Here is a 15,631-nt window from a genome sequence, read left to right on the forward strand (position 1 = left end):
CAGGTCTGTCGTTTGTGTTGTTGGGTGCGAAAACGTCTCACGCTGCTACCTTCACCAGCCTCACGCCGGCCATTCTGAAGTTGTCGCCTTGGGCCGAGACCATTGCGTCGAGCTTCTCCCAGTCCACGGTCAGAATCGAGATTGGAGCATGACCGCCTGCGACGGCATGGATCAGCGCTTCCAGATCGAACACCTCAGCTTGAAGGCTCACCAGCACCGCGGTTGTGGTCGCCGGCTTCGACGCAGACTGAGCCGGCGCAGCGGCTTTCACCGGTGCCGGACTGGTGACTGGTGCAGGCTCAACTGGTGCCTTGGCTTTCGCCTCTTCCGCGATTCGCTTCAGCTCCTCCTGACGGATCTGTTCACGCTGCGCTTCGACCTTCTGGTGTTCGGATATCCGCACCTTGATCAGCGCGACCAGGTCGTCGTTCGCCTTCATCACCAACTGCTGGATATCGTTGAAGAGGAACATGTATTCGGCGGCCAGCTCGTCCAGGCTGGCCAAGTTGCTCCGGATGCTGTCGCCGATTTGGCTTGCAGCGATCTTCGCTCGCGCCAGTTCGGAGTCGGCAGAGTCGCGCAGGCTGCTGATCGTCTTCTTGCCTTTGATGGCTCCGGCGAAATCCGCTGGTACCGCAGGCATCCGCGCTTTGCCGGCCAGTGAAGCGTTGATCTGGTCGATGTGGACCTGCAGCGCCTTGGCTGCATCCATGACGATGTCTTCACGGATGCTGAGCTTGCGAGCTTTCACCAAACTGTTCAGTTCTAAGCGCTTGCGCCGTGCCTCCGCCGCGATGTCATCGATCGTCTTGAACAGTGCGTCGATGCTTTCGGTTTGGCTCAGGGCGTGCTGCTTAGCAGCTTCTAAGCGCTCCTCTACATCGCTGCACCACTTGACCGTTTTTTCTGCATCGGCGAAGTGCTGATCCGTTTCCAGTTCGGTATTAATCGAGTTGAAGACGGCCAGCGAGTGGGCTTTGAATTGCTCCAGGTTGCTGGCGGTGACCATGCCGGTCACTTCGATGCGCAGCGCTGGCAAGGATTCCGGCGTTTTACCTACGGCTTCCGGCACCACCTCTGCGGGAGTGAAGTCCAGCAGATCGGCCTGGAGCTGTTTCCAGCCGGCGACGAGTGTCGCAGCCCGACCCGGTACCGGCGTGTACTCCATCGAAACGAAGTTTTCTTCGGTGCCGTCGGAGCAGACGAAGATCACCTTCTCGGCGCCGCTCACCAACAGCTGCTGTTCGAGCTGCCAGTAATAGTGCGGATCCAGCATGCCGGTGCGAACGTCGGCGGCGAGCTGCTCGTTCCACATTTTGTGTTCGAACAGCACGTCGCCGAGGATTGTGCAGCCATCGAGGGATGCGAGCAGATCACCTTCGGTGCCGACCACGGGAAACAGGTCCTCGCCAATTCGCCCTTCGAGAATCGGTCGAGCGAGCGCCTCGGCTTCGTGCCCTTTGTCGAAGAGGTTTTTCTGCACCCACCACGACACGTCTCGATCGAGGCCTGTCTTTTTTGCGTGCAGCAGTTCGGTGCGCTTCATCTGTTTCGACGCGCCCATCATTGCCGGTGCTTCTGACGCAGTGAAGTAGTTGGCGCGGAGCGCGTGCCAGGCTTCGGAGCCTTGAGCGACATTGTGGATTTTCATTCTTAGTCTCCTTCAATTGGCGCGAGCGCTTTGATCTTGGCGATCTGCTCTTCGCTCAGGGTGAATTTGCTGCTGACGGTTGCGATCAGGTGATCAGGGGCGGAACGTCCGGCGTCGACCGCGGTTTGCCATTTGGGCAGGTTTTCCGCGAGCTTCTCGTCGGGGTAGGGCGGAAGTTCAGCTGGTGCCGCGCCACGCGCCGGTGATACGTCACGAATAGTTGGTGCGGATTCTTCGAGCTCATCTGGGCTGTACACGCCGAGGATCACGTCAGGGCAATAGAGGCGCGACCAGCGCTTGGTAGCGAGGTATGCCAGTTGCTGGCGGGGATCGTCAGCCCAGAGTGTGCTGTTGCGGGTGCGAGCCTGGGCCAGCAGCAACTCAAGGACGCGCGGCTCGTCTTCGCCGCGGAAGGTTGCCCAGACTTTCACGCCTAGGCCCTGCTCATCCTCAAGCTTCCAGCCCGGGACGCGGTACTCGCCTTTGTCGCCATTCTTGATGGTGAATTTGCCGATCACCTTTTCCCAGGCGCCGTACCACTCGTAGTGCAGGCGATCCAGCACCGGTGCGCAGGTAGTGATCACCGCGTTGACCAGTTGCGCTTCGTAGCCCAGCACACCGTTAACCAGGTGCGTTTTCTGCGCGACGGCGAACGGGTTCATTTTCCACTGCATCGATTGCATTACGACCGCCAAACAATCCGCTGCATTGCCGTTGAAGTGCTTCGGCAGAGTGGCGCGGCCGGTGGCCATTACTTCGGCCAGGCGCATCATCTTGTCTAAGCTGTCACCGTCCAGTACCAGAGCGCTGGTGCTGGTTGCTGCGTGCGGAAGGACGTGGAGGTTTCGGTCGTGCGCCACCGGCGCCACGCTTTGAGCGGACATTACTGTTCCTTGCCGCGCGGTGCGCAGCGATTGAATGCATTGTTTATTGGGTGATTCGGTCAGCGAGGGCGCTGAGCAGCATCAGGAAGGTGAAAACGCCGAGGGAAGAGAAGGCGCCGCGCCAGATGATCAGGCGACGCGCCCATTGGCGACCGGTCACGGCCGAACTCTCACGGCGATGCGCTTACCCTTCATGGAAGGCGCCAGGCGCTGCGGGAGACTGGCGACCAGATCCTCGCGCTTGCGGCCGATCACCTCATTAAAGGGAAGGCCGAAGCCGAGCATGGCGATCTTGTGTTCGATGTCCTCCAGCTGCTCGTCGATCAGCGATTTAACTGGTGCCTTACTCATGCGTCCTCCTTGCGCCGCTGACAGGTGTCACTCAGGCGTTTGCAGTAGTGGTTGAACTCATCGATGGTGATTGCGCCGTCGGTGAAGAGGCGGGTGATCAGTCCCTGAACCAGCAGGCTAATGTCGTCTTCGCCGGCGGGTGCCGACACACCATCAAGGGCTTGATCGATCAGGATGTGAGGGCTCAAAACCCGCACTCCTGCTCTACGCGATCGCTTTCGCGCTTGGCATCTCGGTATTCGTTGGCGTGCACCGCGACCAGGTCGCCGGCGAGCGTTCGAACGATCTGCGGATCACCACCGACGGCTTCGACGGCCCAGGCGTGCAAGATCCCGCCGTCGCCGCGCCTGACCAACTCGATCAGGATCTTCTCGATGCAGCGATCTGGATCTGGATTCGCAGCCATGTGATCCGCCAGTGCCGCCGGCAGGTGGTCTGCGTTGATCAGTACCTTGCTTCGTCCAACTGGGTTCGGCGCTTCGACGTGGTGCCGAGAAAGCAGATCGTCGACCGACTCGGTTAACCATTCCTGACCTGCCTCCGTGTCGAGAAAGTCGTCTTCCGGGATGGGCTTGCGTAGAGCTGACATGGTCGTCTCCAGAGTGGCGGGGTGTTGATCCAACAAAACTCGGATGCACTCATCCGCTCCGCTGGTTGCCGTTGGGCGCGGAGGGGAGTGCATTCGGGATTGGTCGGGGAAGTGGGTGCAGATGGCCGGAGCTGATCCCGGCATGACTATTAGCGGCCTTAGTGACACCGGAGTTTCACCGGGGCGAAGGTTTCAGCCGCCTATTCTTGGACTCGCCGCGGCCATCTGGGCGCTTACTCACTCTACCGGCCACGATTCCCGCGATCCCTCAGGTCTTACACTTGCCCGTCAGCCCGGGCATTCATCTGCGTGTTGCGGTGATGCAGGTGGGCGGTTATAGGCCGCGATTTCGTCCGCATCGGGGTGTGATCTGGCCGGGGCTCAACCGGCATTAAGCAGATGGGGCAGCCCTGAAGACTACCTGTTGGCACATCCGCCGCCCGAGGCTTGGCCTCAGATCACACCCCGATGCGCTCTCATAGAGAGGATCGGGCAGTTAACGACAGGGCTGTCGTGGCGCTGGTTGTTCTATTCGGCGTCCTGCTCAAGCCAAGCAATTTTCGGCGCCTCTTTGCGAAGCGCGTAATACTCAACCTGAACCTTGGCACTGTTGATCATCTTTCCGCCTAGGTTTGCCAACTCGGAGGCGTCTTTGGCGTTGATTTCACCGGCTTGTAGTTGGCGAAAAACATCGGCCAGATTTTTCCGCAGTGCTTCAGCGTTTTTCATTTTCTATGTCCTTTGCCAATCGAATTATCTGGATTTGAAGGGCTTTAACTGCCACCAACGATTCCGGGATATCTGCTGCACTAGCAGCCCCTCTAGATAGAAGGCCGCGAACATACGAGGAGGATAGGCCCGCTCGAAGTCGAGATTTTGTCTTGGTCGATCTAGGCCTGCGCTTTGAATTCATGCAGGTATTGCAGGTGCTTCTATGGTCGCGCTCATTTCCAGCCAGGGTAAGAAATTCGGTCTTGGATTTCTGCGCGCTGCAAACCCGGCAGAGCCGATATTCAAGCTCTCTGAATGACTCAAGCCTTTCTTTCCGCTCGACCTTCTGCTGTCTTCCTAGATCTGTCCTTCCCTGTCTCCAGCATGATTTGCACTCGGAGGCGACACCGCCTTTTCGCGCCTTATTTCGGTGGAACTCAGCAAGGCTTTTATCCACCTTGCAGGTGCTGCATCGCTTAGTCTCGTGGCACATCGCTCTGCACCTGGTTGATTTCCCGTCTGGCCCTGTCGCCAAGGCCAGCCAGTGAAATCTGTTTTTCTCCGCACCCGCTTACCAGGTCATTCACTCAGTTCGGTCAACACCTCGTCGCCGTCGCAGTGGGCTGGCGCACTTTGCTGGCTAGTTGCTACTCTGCGATATGGCCACGGAGTGGGGTTTCATATGGACGCCGATAAGCCGCAGCGGCTGAAGCTCAAAAAGAAGTCCAGCGAGAGCAAGCCAGCGGTGCATGTGCCGGGGCAAGGCTTCAGCGAGGAGTCAGAGAAGTTCTTTTCTGATCTAGCCTCGCGCAAGGCTGCCGAGGTCGACATAGATGTTCTTTTCGATCAGTCATACAAGGCTAATCATGAACTCGACGATGTAACCCGAGAGCTTCGATCCGAATTCGCTCTGCTCAACAAAATTATTGAGCTTCAAGAAGTCGCCAAGCAGAAGGACACGAAGCTGAGCCGCAAGGCCGCGAAAGCGGCGACTAAAGAGGCGAAAAAGGCCAGCAAGGCAGTCAATAAGCCCAAGACAGTTTCCCCAGCAAAGCGAACGAAGCGCTCTACAACCGAGCCTGAGTCAAAATGGCTTCGGAAGATATGTTGGCGGTGTGGTAGCAAATTCTCAGTTCACGTGGACTGGGAACGCCCCCCAAGTCTTTGCCCTGCATGTACGAAAGATATTAACGAAACCTATCTCCCTACCGCTCCGGATCGATCTAAGCCCGTTGGATGGGTCCACATCGTTAGTGGTGGAGCGCCAGGCATGGGCAAGCGTCGATAACTACTGTCCAGTAGGCTTCCGAAAGCGCCCGATGCAGGCGCTGACGTGAAAATTTCTGGAGCTGCCGGTTACCCGCTACTGGCGTCGGTCACCGGCTCATTCAAGTTGTTCCTCCAGCCGCGGGCCTTTCGGCTTGTTCTCCCGCTGGATAACTGCTTTCGACGTTTTACGCTGCACGCCCGGGTCAGTTGCCAACCCTCTGAACCGTTGAGGCCGGTTCATCGCTGCCTTCGAATCTGGGCCGGTGGTGATCCGGCAAGGTGAAGCGGTGAAGCTAAAGAGCTGCGGGCTTTGAGGCCCTTCGCAGTGGCTGTGTGTCGCTGCGATGGATTCAATATAGGTAAACCCATATTTGGTGTCAATGGGTATTCCCATAAAATTACTTCTTCCCATATTCACGGGCGAAAAAAGCCCGCACTTGGCGGGCTTCTCGCGGAAATTGTTCAGCTATCGGTTAAAGCGCTCAACCAACGAATACTGCGTAGACGCTGTCTTGGTCAATTCCTTGTTTAGGTTTGCCGATTCGTGTGCTTGCCCGGAAGTTTGGTCGGCTAAGTGGGCGATCGTTGTGATGTTGCGACTGATTTCCTCGGCCACGGCGCTTTGCTCTTCCGTGGCAGCAGCAATCTGCGTGGTCATGTCCGTGATGTTGGAAACCGCCTCGCTGATACCCACCAAGGCTTTGTCTGCCTCAAGTACCCAAGAAACGCCTTCTTGGGCTTGGCGGTGACCTCTTTCCATTGTCTGTACCGCGTTGTTGGACGAAGTCTGTAGCTTGGTTATCAGATCATGGATCTGAGTAGTCGATTGCGAAGTGCGCTGTGCTAATTGGCGAACCTCATCAGCTACAACCGCGAAACCTCGGCCCATGTCGCCAGCGCGCGCAGCCTCGATTGCCGCATTTAGTGCCAATAGGTTGGTTTGATCCGCGATACCTTTGATTACGTCGACGACTGTGCCTATTTCGCTACTGTCCTTGGCCAACTGTGCGACCGTCAGACTTGTTTCGCCAACAACAGCAGAGAGCCGTTCGATAGCCTCACGGGTATCTCGAGCCACATCACGACCTCGGCTGGTCAGCTGGTTGGCTTGTTGGGTGGCATCAGCCGTCCTCTGGACGTGGCTTGCAACTTCCTGGGTGGTTGCAGCCATCTGATTGACCGCGGCAGATACCTGCTCTGTTTCTACACGCTGGCGATCCAGGCCTTTCGAGCTGTCAGCGGCAAGCACGTCGGACTGCTCCGCCAGCGCACTGAGTTGCTCGGCCGTGTCTTGCAGGCGTGTCAGACAAGTTTTAAGGCGCGAAGTCTGACTGATGAAGGCTGCCTCTAAACGGGCTTCTGGCCCGCTTGCATCGCTGTACATTTGAGCGATCAATGAGTCTGAGGTAGAGGGTTCGGCCATCTGCAATAGGCGCAGAGTTCCTCGAGTCTGCCAGCGCGAAGAGAGCAAGCCGATCGGCACTGCTATGCCTATAGCCAAGACTGTAGCTATAGGTGCACTGAAGAATAAACCGAATGAGCAGCCTGCCAAGCCGATGGCTACATACGGCAGGCAATTCGATAGAGCGGGTAGCCAGCGGTCATGAAGAGGGATTGCCGACTTTCCCTGACTGATGCGCTTATATAGGGATTCTGCGCGGCGTATCTGATCAGTAGTTGGTTTGACTCGGACTGATTCAAAGCCCACCACCTGGCTGCCTTCAAATATTGGAGTGACGTAGGCGTTGACCCAGTAATGATCTCCATTTCTGGAGCGGTTCTTAACGATGCCCATCCATGGCCTGCCTTGCTTAAGGGCAGCCCACATGTGGGTGAAGACGGCGGGGGGAACGTCAGGATGACGGACGATATTTTGCGGCGCACCAATAAGATCGACTTTGTCAAAGCCGCTGATCTCTACAAAGGCGTCATTGCAGTACGTAATGACTCCTCGAGCATCTGTCGTCGAGATGAGCTTCTGCTGTGGTGCGAGTGAAATCTCACGCTGTGTTACGGGCTGATTATTTCTCATTCCGATGACTCCCTGGTCGCTTAGGAAGTCATCGGCCAAAGCTTGAATAAGATGAGTGTTTTTTATAAAAAAATCTTTTAATAACAATGAGTTGTATTTATTTTGTTGGTGTTTTTTTTGGATCCAAGTTGATCGCTTAGATATGCTTTTGATTTTGATCGGGAAAAGTCCGCGTAGGTGAAATTGGCAACTCACCAGGTAATCCGTCATGAGTGACGACCGGAAACGGAAGGCGTTGGCCGCCGGGGGCAAATTATTTGAAGAGTCCGAAATCCGGATGGACGCTGAGCAATATTACGATGATCTCCTTAAGCTGGCGGACATGCTGGAGGAGGGGGGGCGGGCACGGAATCTAGACAACTCGTTCGAGATGCCAACGCGATGTTTGTTAACGCAAGGGGAGGGTTGGCGGACGGGACCTAATCAGACTTCGGGCCCCACGAATGTGGGGACCCGAAGTTTACTGCGGTGTTAGATTCTGTGAATTTGAGTGATGTGTGGCTTGCCGTTGATAGGAGCGTAAATTTCCACTATCGCCTGCCAGCTGCCTGGAGAGCCTGGAAGCGTAGCTTTTGACTTGTAACGGTAGTTGGTGCCATTTACGACTTGGGTAGAAACTTCTTCAGGTGTGTAACCAACACCTACGAAGCCCTCCAATGCTTCTTTGAAGACCTCCTGATCCTTTGGAGTCAGTTTGTGATAAGGGGTCCATCCACCTACAAGATGTTCTTGGGCTGTCATGAATTAAATCTCCCTATTTAAAATTCCTACTCATTTGGCTTTTCGGAGTACGCCCCGTTTATTCGATGGTTTCCGGAATCCAATCCTGAAAAGTTTTCACGGGCCTTGTATCTGCGAGACTAGGCCTAAGAAAACACCGTTACGAGCTACTGCCGGTGCGAGTAAGTGTAGATCGACGCCTAGAAGGATCAAGGTCAAGGCAAAAAAAAGCCCGGCATTTGGCCGGGCTATTTTTTTTGCTTGAGAAGGTTGCAGATCACGTCAAGCTGCGATGTGTCCATTTGGGCATTCTGCCAAATGAAAAATCACGCCTACCGCGAATACATTGCCCACCAAAACACATGTCCCAGAATAGAGATCTGCTGCTCCTGAATCTGCTGGAACGTGTAGTCCTCGTCTGGATGTTCATCACGGTTGAAGCTGCGCAGGCGAAGTCCGATCGGAATACGGTAGACCTGTTTCACACGAAGCTGACCGTTGTGGTTGATAGCGTACATCTCGCCGTCGACGATATCGCTCAGGGAGTTTTTCCCCACGTTTACGCCAACCGTGGCGCCGTCGCGCAGCACCGGCACCATGCTGTTGCCGCCGACCTTTACGCATTTCGCATTGCTGAATTGAACGCCGTTGTGTCGCAGATCTTTCTTGTTGAAACGTAGGCGTGAGTTTGCGCTCTCCTCAATCGCAAACCTGCCAGATCCGGCTGCCAGCTCGACTTCGTGAAGGAAGGGGACATAAACCTCATCGTCGTCGAGCGGAGTTTCGTCGTCCCAGGTCTCGATGGTTTCAAGTTTTACGCTGGGCTGAACTCGCTCCGCTTGATGATCGGGAACACCCTTGAGCATGTCACCAGCACCTTCAGCCAACCACATTGGTGACACACCACATACAGAGGCGATCTGAGCTGCGAAGGCTGTAGCCTTCGATTTCCCTCTCTCTAAATCTGAGATAGAGGTCTGAGTGAGGCCGGCGCGCTCCGCAAGCTCGGTCTGATTGAGCTTGGCGTGGCGGCGGGCTGCTTTGAGTCGGTCTTTGAATTCCATCCGTGGAGTATTACGGGGGCTCCCATAACCTTGCAAATCGGTATTCCCATAAACTATTATATGGGTATTCCCGTATGGAGGGGCATCATGAACGCTATTTACAAGGGCCTCGTTGACTACTTCGGCACCCAGGAGGCCACCGCCGAAAAGCTCAAGGTTGATCAAAGCACCGTTTCCGGTTGGGTTCGGGGGAAGCACGGCATGTCTCCGGTTATTGCCAAGCGAGCGGAGGCGCTGACCGAAGGTGCTTTCAAAAAAGAAAAGCTGTGTCCGTCGTTTCCTTGGGCCGAGATGGCCGCCTAAGCGACGTCCCTGTCCGCCAGTCCGTTGAAGCCAGATTAGAAGAGAGCAGCCCCCATGGAAACGTCGAACTTGCGACACGAAACACGAGATGCGGTCTTGGTGGCGATCGCTCGCGACATGATTGCCAGAACGAGCATGAGCCAGGACGGCTTTGCGGAGCAGCTCAACCACCAACTCTTTGACCGTGCGCCCGCGCGCTGCAAGGAGAAGGGGTTTCCAGATCTGCAAGACATGACCAAAACCGCAGACATGCAGGCTTATGGCCGGGCCTACAAGGCTTGGAGTAAGCGCTTGGAGCGCTGGCTTGATGACAGTGGCGACCGCATCGAGATCCCTTCGTGGATTGAAGAGTCGTGGGTTGCTGCTCTGGACCAGCCATGGCGTGACCGCGCCCTGATTGAGTTGTCGAGTCGTTACGGCCTGCTGGCCGTTAAACAGATCGGCTCAGGTGTTGACGACGCGTTGCAGGTGTTCGCCGGTATCTCGACGAGCTTCGGGCATGTCGCCGGCCTTGGCGGGAGAGTCTTCGCCGATGGCGTGTTTGACCAGAAAGACCATGTCTACGCCGAATCTTTCGAATCCTTCTGCCGCTCTCTTGCTGCGCACGCTGTCGCGATGGCGGATCGAGCGGCGCTTGTCGCTTCGAAGATTCACTAAATCACAGACACAAAAAAGCCAGGTTCGTGGCCTGGCTAATTTGCAAAACTAGAGAGGCCCGATTATGCAGAGCCAACCCAATTCAAGCAATACCCCCAAAAGTGTCGCGACACGTTTTCGCGATTCCGAAAATGTGTCGCGTACTCCAACCCTATTTAGCTTTCACGGACTTCTGGTCCGCGTGATCAACGACGGAAGCGGTGAGCCGCTGTTCATCGCCAAGGATGTCGCCGAAGCCCTGGGCTACGCCAATACCTCCAAAGCCATCAACGCCCACTGTAAGGCCGTCAGCACCTGCCATACCGAAATGGGAGGTCAGGTTCGCGCGGCGCAGATCATCCCTGAGCGCGACCTCTACCGACTGGTGATGAAGTCGAAGCTTCCGGCTGCTGAGCAGTTCGAAGAGTGGGTTGTTGGCCAAGTGCTGCCGAGCATCCGTAAGACTGGGCAGTATTCGCCGCCGGCGCCGAACAACTCGAAGATCGTCGGTGAGCTAGCGATCCTCGAATGCTTCGATCGCCTGCTGAAGCCAGCACCATCGAGCAAGATGATGATGCTGGCCCAGATCGCCGCCAACAACGGTCTCGACGCCAAGTTCTTACCCGGATATGCCGTGGATGCCGCACCTGATGCGACTGGCGGATCTTCGATGCCAACCAAGGCCGCCACCGCGCTGATCAAGGATTTCGGCATCGCCAGCACGGCTGCGGCCTTCAATCGCGCGCTCGCGGCGAAGGGCCTCCTCAAGCAGTTTCAGCGCAAGAACTCCAAGCAGATAATGGTCGACTTCTGGTCTGTGACTGATAAGGGCCTGGAGTTCGGCAAAAATCTCACCAGCCCTCAATGCCCGCGCGAGACACAGCCTCACTGGTATGTGGATCGCTTCCTTGAGCTGGCCAAACTGGTCGGGAAGGCCTGATATGCAATTCACCGTCACGATCAATCAGGTGAAGGCGTTGGAGTGGGGGCTGAATTCTCAGCAGGCCCTGCTGTTCGCCTTCGTCTACGGCTGCCCGAGCTGGACAAAGCCAATCAAGACTGACGACGGGATCTTCTTCGCGCTGAGCAAGGCCAAGATCACTGAGGAGCTGCCGCTGCTCACTGACAAGCCAGACACTGCTTATCGCATGCTGAAGGCTCTGGAAGAAGCCGGATTGATTGAGCTTTCCAGTACCGCGAACATCACTCTTTTCCGTCTGACCGAGAAGGCGATCGAGTGGAACCAGAAGCTGGATGGGTCGGAAAAATATCCGACCCCTCCGAAGAACGAAGGTCGGAAAAAAATCCGATCTACATCGGAAAAAAATCCGAGCAAGGTCGGAGAAAAATCCGAGCAAGGGTCGGAAAAATCTCCGACAAATCAGGATACCAATCATCAGGGTACCAATCAGGGTACCAATCAGGATACCAGTCAGGACTTGCAAGGCAGCCCGGACAAGCCGGCCCGCAATCTGGTCCTGGTGGTTGATTGCGCCGATGCGCCACGTGTTGAGATTCCCGCTGATATGCCGGGCCCCAAAGACCAGTCCTGCAAAACCTTCAAGGTCTGGGCGAACTACGCCATGGCCTACCGCAAGCGCTACAGCACCTGGCCTGTGTGGAACGCCAAGGTTGGTGGTCAGCTCGGGCAACTGGTTGACCGCCTCGGTGCCGATGTCGCTCACCACGTCGCTGCACACTTCCTGAAAACCGCCGATGCCGCCGTGCTGCGCAAGTGCCACAGCCTCAACGAACTGCTGGCCAACGCCGAGAGCTACCACACCCAGTGGGTGACCGGTCAGCGCATCAACGGAACGACTGCCCGCCAGATGGAGCGCACCGAAGCCAACGTCTCCGCCGCCGAACAGGCCGCGCAAATGGTCTTGGCCAAGCGCCAAGCGGGAGAGCGCAATGAATACCTTTGAAATGAACGATCAGCAGGTTGCCGGGCTTGCTGCAGCGATCTGCGCCACCGCCGAGGCCATGGGTCAGGAAATGAACCCAGGCACCGCGGCGATGATGGCCGAGGATCTTTGCGCTTACTCGGTGCCCGCCGTGAAGGCCGCGCTGAAGGCTTGCCGTTTCGAGGTGAAAGGAAAGCTAGCCATGGCTGACATTCTGCAGCGGGTTCAGTCCTCCGACGGACGCCCGGGTAAGGACGAAGCATGGTCGATTGCCCTGTCCGGACATGATGAGAGCGAAACTGTCGTGTTGACCACCGAGATCCAGCAAGCCATGACCGCCGCAGCGCCGATCCTTCGAGTCGGAGACAAGGTAGGGGCTCGCATGGCGTTCATCAGTGCTTACGAGCGCCTGGTAGCCCAGGCTCGCGCGCAAGCGGTTCCGACTAATTGGAGCGTATCGCTCGGTCATGACCCGGTACGGAGGGTTACTGCGATTGAATCGGCAGTTCGTATGCAGCTAATTACCCAACAGGCTGGTGCCCAGTACCTGACAGATCTGCGTATAGCGCCAGTTACTTCCGACGGCCAGGCAATTGCCGGATTGCTCACAGGTAATGCGGTCGAGGCGTCTCCAAGGGTCCGTGAAAGATTGGCAGAAGTGCGTTCGATCGTTCAGGACAATCAAAAACAGCAGACCCGCCAGAGGCTGAAAAAAGCTCAAGCTGCGCGAGTCGATACCTACCTGCGCCGGCGCCGATTCCGCGCACAGGTCGCATCGTTGCAAGGAAAGGAAGCGAGCAGTGACTATCGATAAACATAAGTTGCAAAAGCTGCTCTGGGCCGAGGCTGCTTCGTGGAGCGCGGACTGCGTTGACTGGAAACGAAACACTGAGGCGCTGCAGGAGTTCCTCGGCGAGAAGACCGTGGAGGAGGTGGCGCTGGAGCTGCTGGCCGACAACGAATCGCTTCGGAAGGATCTGGAATCACACAAACGCATGCTTCTGGCGGCCGTTTGCGACCTTGGCGCGATTGGCGAAGCCCTCAAGGCAGATATGGACGATGACGGCGACGCATTGCTCGGCACGGTCATCGACCTGAAAGCGCAGAACAGCCGAATGCTCGAATGGCTCAAGGACATCAGCCGCACATCCGGCGACAAGGGTGCCGTTATGGGCGCACGCCAACTGCTCAAGGAGTTCGCCGAATGAATGACTTTCGCGATTTGAAAGCCATTGCCGAGGCGCGCCAGCAGCATCAGCCGCTTCGCTTCATGCGCAGCCACGGCGCGTTGTACATCCGCAACGACAACGGGATTGTCTTTGACGTGCATCAGAACCGGTCATTCCCCGAATTCATGGCGCAGAACAAGGATTACGCGGATCTGGTGCTCGCCGCCAATCCTGCGACGGTCTTGGGCCTGATCGCCGAGAATGATCGACTGCGGGCAGATCTGCGAGAGGTGAAAGACGCCAAGCTTGGCCTGAGTTGGGCTATCGGCGAAATCATGGGCGAGCGTGATCTCCTCAAGGTCGAGAACGGGGCGCTGCGCCTTGCTCTTGAGTCATGCGCAGATGAGTTGGAAGGACAAGTTGTCCAGTGCTATCACGGCCAGCCAGTTGAAGACATGCACCCTGTAACGCGCCGATCCTACGAACGCGATATGGCATGCGTTACAGAGGCTCGCGCCGCCATGGGCAAGGCGGTGCAGCCATGAATGAGTTCGCAATCCGCAGCCAGCGCGACATCAGCCGCCTCATGGGTGTCCTGCACGCCACCGACTTCACCAAACCCAAGATCGTGGTCATCAAGGACGAGAAGCGCCCGGACGTCTGCAACCGGAAGATGTGGGCAATGCTCAAGGACGTATCCGAGCAGGTGATCTGGCACGGCAAGAAGCTGACCAGTGAAGACTGGAAGTGCCTTTTCAGTGCCTCGCTGGAGAAGCAGCGCGCCGAGCCTGGCCTCGACGGTGGCTTTGTCGTGATGGCCGTATCGACCCGCAAGCAGTCGCAGAAGTGGTTCAGCGATCTGTTTGAGCTGATGCATGCCTTCGGCGCCGAGCATGACGTGCGCTGGACGGAGCAGGACAAGTGGGGAGGGCGCTACTGATGCGCATAGCCATCAAGGAAAAGAAGGCGCCCAAGCCGAAGAAATGCCGTGTTGCCTCCTGCGGGGCCTCATTCGTCCCTCAGCGCTTGGGGCAGGCCGTGTGCAGTCCAGCCTGCGCGCTGAAGGACGCGCCCCGGAATGAACAGAAAGCGAAGAAGGCCATCGATCAGCGGAACCGCCGCGTGATCGAGATCCGTAAGGAGAAGCTGAAGACCAGGACGGATCACCTCAAGGATGCCGAGAAGGCCGTACGCGACTACCGACGCATGTACGAGCTGAGCATTGGCAGCGGCTGCATCAGCTGCGGCGAATCGCAGGAATCGATTCTTGCGGCTCAAGGCTGGAAAACTGGCGGCGCGTTTGACGCCGGCCACTTTCTCGGCAAGGGCGCCCGTCCCGAGCTGAGGCTGATGCCGAACAATATCTGGTTGCAGTGCAAAAGCTGCAATGCCGGATCGTCCAAGTACGCCCGAAAGGGCCTGACGGTTTCTGAAAGCTTCCGCGCTGGACTGATCACCCGTATCGGCCATGCGGAAGTCGAAGCGCTTGAAGCTGATCACGAACCACGCAAGCACACCGTAGAAGAACTCAAGGCGATCACCGCTGAATACCGGGCGAAGACAAGAGAGCTAAAAAAAGGGGAAGCCGCATGATTTATCGAGACGTTATTTCCGCAGTAATCCGTGCGCTCGCGTCCGAGACGATCAACAGCGCTGGGGGTTGCGACTACACACCAAAGGTTCAAGCCAATAAGCTCAAAGGCGAGATCGTTGGCAAGGAAGCGGCATTCCTCACGGATTGCTGGGTGTTTGGTCGTTTGCACTCTTGCCTTGAGCCGAAGCACTGGGTGGCCCTGAACGCCTGCTATTCGACGCATATGGCCTCGAAAGTGGGGGCCATTGGTCGGATCGTTTCTCATGTATCTTCACCGGCGCCACGCCTATTTCTGACCAAGGCGGTGACAGCCTGGGCATATCCGCAACTTGGCGGCGCCGAGCGCGCGCCGGCCGGGAAGGTTGAGCTCGAGGTTGATGATGACGCGCCGGCCTGGAGGAAAGCGGCTGTGGCGAAATCCCAGAAGGCCATCAATGCCAAGCTGAAGCAGCGCCAAGAGGCTCCATGCGAAGGGGTCATCATCTTGCCGGCCCATAACTACGACATGAACACCTGGGACTTGGATGGCACGCCGGAGCGCACGCGCCGAGACTGGCGCCGGAAGATCTTCAAGGGACTGGATAAACTGGTCAACGAGGCGCTTCTCGAAGCTGGCGAGATCCTGACCAAGGAGGGTGTTTTCTTCGATGATCAAGATGCTGCATAGAGGGCCTTGACAGGGCCTGCCGGTTCGCCGATTATTCACCCATCCTGTCATTCCTGCGCGTATCGAGGAGTGGCGGCCCGGGCAGGA

General features: G+C 57.0%; 21 protein-coding genes. 11 read left to right on the forward strand and 10 right to left on the reverse strand.

Translation table 11 applies throughout. The features are described 5' to 3' along the window. Positions 1 to 37: 37 nt before the first annotated feature. The 6 genes from K5E40_RS02525 to K5E40_RS02550 all read right to left on the reverse strand — a co-directional run bounded on the left by K5E40_RS02525 (position 38) and on the right by K5E40_RS02550 (position 4,204). The gene (locus tag K5E40_RS02525; RefSeq protein WP_221729457.1) at positions 38 to 1,651 is read right to left on the reverse strand and encodes a YqaJ viral recombinase family protein; all 1,614 of its coding nucleotides are present in this window, start codon (positions 1,649 to 1,651) and stop codon (positions 38 to 40) included. Between the two features lie 2 nt (positions 1,652 to 1,653). Then, positions 1,654 to 2,535, reverse strand: a complete 882-nt coding sequence (gene recT, locus K5E40_RS02530; RefSeq protein WP_221729458.1) for a recombinase RecT — start codon at positions 2,533 to 2,535, stop codon at positions 1,654 to 1,656. Positions 2,536 to 2,691: 156 nt separating this feature from the next. Next, complete coding sequence (locus K5E40_RS02535) at positions 2,692 to 2,886, reverse strand: hypothetical protein (protein WP_221729459.1); 195 nt, start codon at positions 2,884 to 2,886, stop codon at positions 2,692 to 2,694. After that, positions 2,883 to 3,074: a hypothetical protein gene (locus K5E40_RS02540; RefSeq protein WP_221729460.1), complete on the reverse strand. Its 192-nt coding sequence runs from the start codon at positions 3,072 to 3,074 to the stop codon at positions 2,883 to 2,885. The genes K5E40_RS02535 and K5E40_RS02540 overlap by 4 nt, the downstream gene beginning before the upstream one ends. Next, a complete protein-coding gene (locus K5E40_RS02545) occupies positions 3,071 to 3,475 on the reverse strand; it encodes a hypothetical protein (RefSeq protein WP_221729461.1) in 405 nt (134 codons plus the stop codon). Before K5E40_RS02545 ends, K5E40_RS02540 begins: the two co-directional genes overlap by 4 nt. Positions 3,476 to 4,003: 528 nt before the next feature. Next, positions 4,004 to 4,204, reverse strand: a complete 201-nt coding sequence (locus K5E40_RS02550; RefSeq protein WP_221729462.1) for a hypothetical protein — start codon at positions 4,202 to 4,204, stop codon at positions 4,004 to 4,006. Positions 4,205 to 4,868: 664 nt separating this feature from the next. Between K5E40_RS02550 and K5E40_RS02555 the strand changes: the two genes are divergently transcribed. Continuing rightward, positions 4,869 to 5,474: a hypothetical protein gene (locus K5E40_RS02555; protein WP_221729463.1), complete on the forward strand. Its 606-nt coding sequence runs from the start codon at positions 4,869 to 4,871 to the stop codon at positions 5,472 to 5,474. Between the two features lie 96 nt (positions 5,475 to 5,570). Here the strand turns inward: K5E40_RS02555 and K5E40_RS02560 are convergent, their stop codons facing one another. From K5E40_RS02560 to K5E40_RS02575, 4 genes are all read right to left on the reverse strand, one after another. Next, positions 5,571 to 5,849 (reverse strand): hypothetical protein, encoded by a 279-nt coding sequence (locus K5E40_RS02560; RefSeq protein WP_221729464.1) that lies wholly within the window; start codon positions 5,847 to 5,849, stop codon positions 5,571 to 5,573. A 72-nt stretch (positions 5,850 to 5,921) separates the two neighbouring features. After that, a complete protein-coding gene (locus K5E40_RS02565) occupies positions 5,922 to 7,427 on the reverse strand; it encodes a methyl-accepting chemotaxis protein (RefSeq protein ID WP_409339122.1) in 1,506 nt (501 codons plus the stop codon). 531 nt (positions 7,428 to 7,958) lie between these two features. Then, positions 7,959 to 8,228 (reverse strand): hypothetical protein, encoded by a 270-nt coding sequence (locus K5E40_RS02570; RefSeq protein ID WP_221729465.1) that lies wholly within the window; start codon positions 8,226 to 8,228, stop codon positions 7,959 to 7,961. Between the two features lie 311 nt (positions 8,229 to 8,539). Further along, the gene (locus K5E40_RS02575; protein WP_221729466.1) at positions 8,540 to 9,271 is read right to left on the reverse strand and encodes a helix-turn-helix transcriptional regulator; all 732 of its coding nucleotides are present in this window, start codon (positions 9,269 to 9,271) and stop codon (positions 8,540 to 8,542) included. Positions 9,272 to 9,358: 87 nt separating this feature from the next. On the opposite strand from K5E40_RS02575, the gene K5E40_RS02580 reads away from it, so the two are divergent. The 10 genes from K5E40_RS02580 to K5E40_RS02625 all read left to right on the forward strand — a co-directional run bounded on the left by K5E40_RS02580 (position 9,359) and on the right by K5E40_RS02625 (position 15,544). Beyond that, a complete protein-coding gene (locus K5E40_RS02580; protein ID WP_098963812.1) occupies positions 9,359 to 9,574 on the forward strand; it encodes a YdaS family helix-turn-helix protein in 216 nt (71 codons plus the stop codon). 54 nt (positions 9,575 to 9,628) lie between these two features. Beyond that, positions 9,629 to 10,231, forward strand: a complete 603-nt coding sequence (locus K5E40_RS02585; protein WP_221729467.1) for a hypothetical protein — start codon at positions 9,629 to 9,631, stop codon at positions 10,229 to 10,231. A 64-nt stretch (positions 10,232 to 10,295) separates the two neighbouring features. Next, positions 10,296 to 11,150: a BRO family protein gene (locus K5E40_RS02590; RefSeq protein ID WP_221729468.1), complete on the forward strand. Its 855-nt coding sequence runs from the start codon at positions 10,296 to 10,298 to the stop codon at positions 11,148 to 11,150. 1 nt (position 11,151) lies between these two features. Further along, the gene (locus K5E40_RS02595) at positions 11,152 to 12,135 is read left to right on the forward strand and encodes a phage replication protein (protein WP_221729469.1); all 984 of its coding nucleotides are present in this window, start codon (positions 11,152 to 11,154) and stop codon (positions 12,133 to 12,135) included. Further along, positions 12,122 to 12,928 (forward strand): hypothetical protein, encoded by an 807-nt coding sequence (locus K5E40_RS02600; protein ID WP_221729470.1) that lies wholly within the window; start codon positions 12,122 to 12,124, stop codon positions 12,926 to 12,928. The genes K5E40_RS02595 and K5E40_RS02600 overlap by 14 nt, the downstream gene beginning before the upstream one ends. Beyond that, the gene (locus K5E40_RS02605; RefSeq protein ID WP_221729471.1) at positions 12,915 to 13,322 is read left to right on the forward strand and encodes a hypothetical protein; all 408 of its coding nucleotides are present in this window, start codon (positions 12,915 to 12,917) and stop codon (positions 13,320 to 13,322) included. Before K5E40_RS02600 ends, K5E40_RS02605 begins: the two co-directional genes overlap by 14 nt. Next, positions 13,319 to 13,828 carry a hypothetical protein gene (locus K5E40_RS02610; protein ID WP_221729472.1) on the forward strand — a complete coding sequence of 170 codons (510 nt, stop codon included), beginning with the start codon at positions 13,319 to 13,321 and terminating at the stop codon, positions 13,826 to 13,828. The genes K5E40_RS02605 and K5E40_RS02610 overlap by 4 nt, the downstream gene beginning before the upstream one ends. After that, a complete protein-coding gene (locus K5E40_RS02615; RefSeq protein WP_221729473.1) occupies positions 13,825 to 14,223 on the forward strand; it encodes a recombination protein NinB in 399 nt (132 codons plus the stop codon). Before K5E40_RS02610 ends, K5E40_RS02615 begins: the two co-directional genes overlap by 4 nt. Further along, the gene (locus tag K5E40_RS02620; protein WP_221729474.1) at positions 14,223 to 14,876 is read left to right on the forward strand and encodes a recombination protein NinG; all 654 of its coding nucleotides are present in this window, start codon (positions 14,223 to 14,225) and stop codon (positions 14,874 to 14,876) included. The genes K5E40_RS02615 and K5E40_RS02620 overlap by 1 nt, the downstream gene beginning before the upstream one ends. Continuing rightward, a complete protein-coding gene (locus tag K5E40_RS02625; protein ID WP_221729475.1) occupies positions 14,873 to 15,544 on the forward strand; it encodes a hypothetical protein in 672 nt (223 codons plus the stop codon). Before K5E40_RS02620 ends, K5E40_RS02625 begins: the two co-directional genes overlap by 4 nt. Positions 15,545 to 15,631: the final 87 nt, after the last annotated feature.

Source organism: Pseudomonas baetica, from assembly GCF_019733355.1.
GTDB lineage: Bacteria > Pseudomonadota > Gammaproteobacteria > Pseudomonadales > Pseudomonadaceae > Aquipseudomonas > Aquipseudomonas baetica_A.

Bases quoted from the DNA above. Each gene is read 5' to 3' on its own strand.
- K5E40_RS02580 (WP_098963812.1), top strand. From the start codon at position 9,359: ATGAACGCTATTTACAAGGGCCTCGTTGACTACTTCGGCACCCAGGAG.
- K5E40_RS02585 (WP_221729467.1), top strand. From the start codon at position 9,629: ATGGAAACGTCGAACTTGCGACACGAAACACGAGATGCGGTCTTGGTG.
- K5E40_RS02535 (WP_221729459.1), bottom strand. From the start codon at position 2,886: ATGAGTAAGGCACCAGTTAAATCGCTGATCGACGAGCAGCTGGAGGAC.
- K5E40_RS02545 (WP_221729461.1), bottom strand. From the start codon at position 3,475: ATGTCAGCTCTACGCAAGCCCATCCCGGAAGACGACTTTCTCGACACG.
- K5E40_RS02560 (WP_221729464.1), bottom strand. From the start codon at position 5,849: ATGGGAATACCCATTGACACCAAATATGGGTTTACCTATATTGAATCC.
- K5E40_RS02595 (WP_221729469.1), top strand. From the start codon at position 11,152: ATGCAATTCACCGTCACGATCAATCAGGTGAAGGCGTTGGAGTGGGGG.
- K5E40_RS02590 (WP_221729468.1), top strand. From the start codon at position 10,296: ATGCAGAGCCAACCCAATTCAAGCAATACCCCCAAAAGTGTCGCGACA.
- K5E40_RS02610 (WP_221729472.1), top strand. From the start codon at position 13,319: ATGAATGACTTTCGCGATTTGAAAGCCATTGCCGAGGCGCGCCAGCAG.
- recT (WP_221729458.1), bottom strand. From the start codon at position 2,535: ATGTCCGCTCAAAGCGTGGCGCCGGTGGCGCACGACCGAAACCTCCAC.
- K5E40_RS02620 (WP_221729474.1), top strand. From the start codon at position 14,223: ATGCGCATAGCCATCAAGGAAAAGAAGGCGCCCAAGCCGAAGAAATGC.
- K5E40_RS02575 (WP_221729466.1), bottom strand. From the start codon at position 9,271: ATGGAATTCAAAGACCGACTCAAAGCAGCCCGCCGCCACGCCAAGCTC.
- K5E40_RS02555 (WP_221729463.1), top strand. From the start codon at position 4,869: ATGGACGCCGATAAGCCGCAGCGGCTGAAGCTCAAAAAGAAGTCCAGC.
- K5E40_RS02550 (WP_221729462.1), bottom strand. From the start codon at position 4,204: ATGAAAAACGCTGAAGCACTGCGGAAAAATCTGGCCGATGTTTTTCGC.
- K5E40_RS02625 (WP_221729475.1), top strand. From the start codon at position 14,873: ATGATTTATCGAGACGTTATTTCCGCAGTAATCCGTGCGCTCGCGTCC.
- K5E40_RS02525 (WP_221729457.1), bottom strand. From the start codon at position 1,651: ATGAAAATCCACAATGTCGCTCAAGGCTCCGAAGCCTGGCACGCGCTC.
- K5E40_RS02600 (WP_221729470.1), top strand. From the start codon at position 12,122: ATGAATACCTTTGAAATGAACGATCAGCAGGTTGCCGGGCTTGCTGCA.
- K5E40_RS02570 (WP_221729465.1), bottom strand. From the start codon at position 8,228: ATGACAGCCCAAGAACATCTTGTAGGTGGATGGACCCCTTATCACAAA.
- K5E40_RS02615 (WP_221729473.1), top strand. From the start codon at position 13,825: ATGAATGAGTTCGCAATCCGCAGCCAGCGCGACATCAGCCGCCTCATG.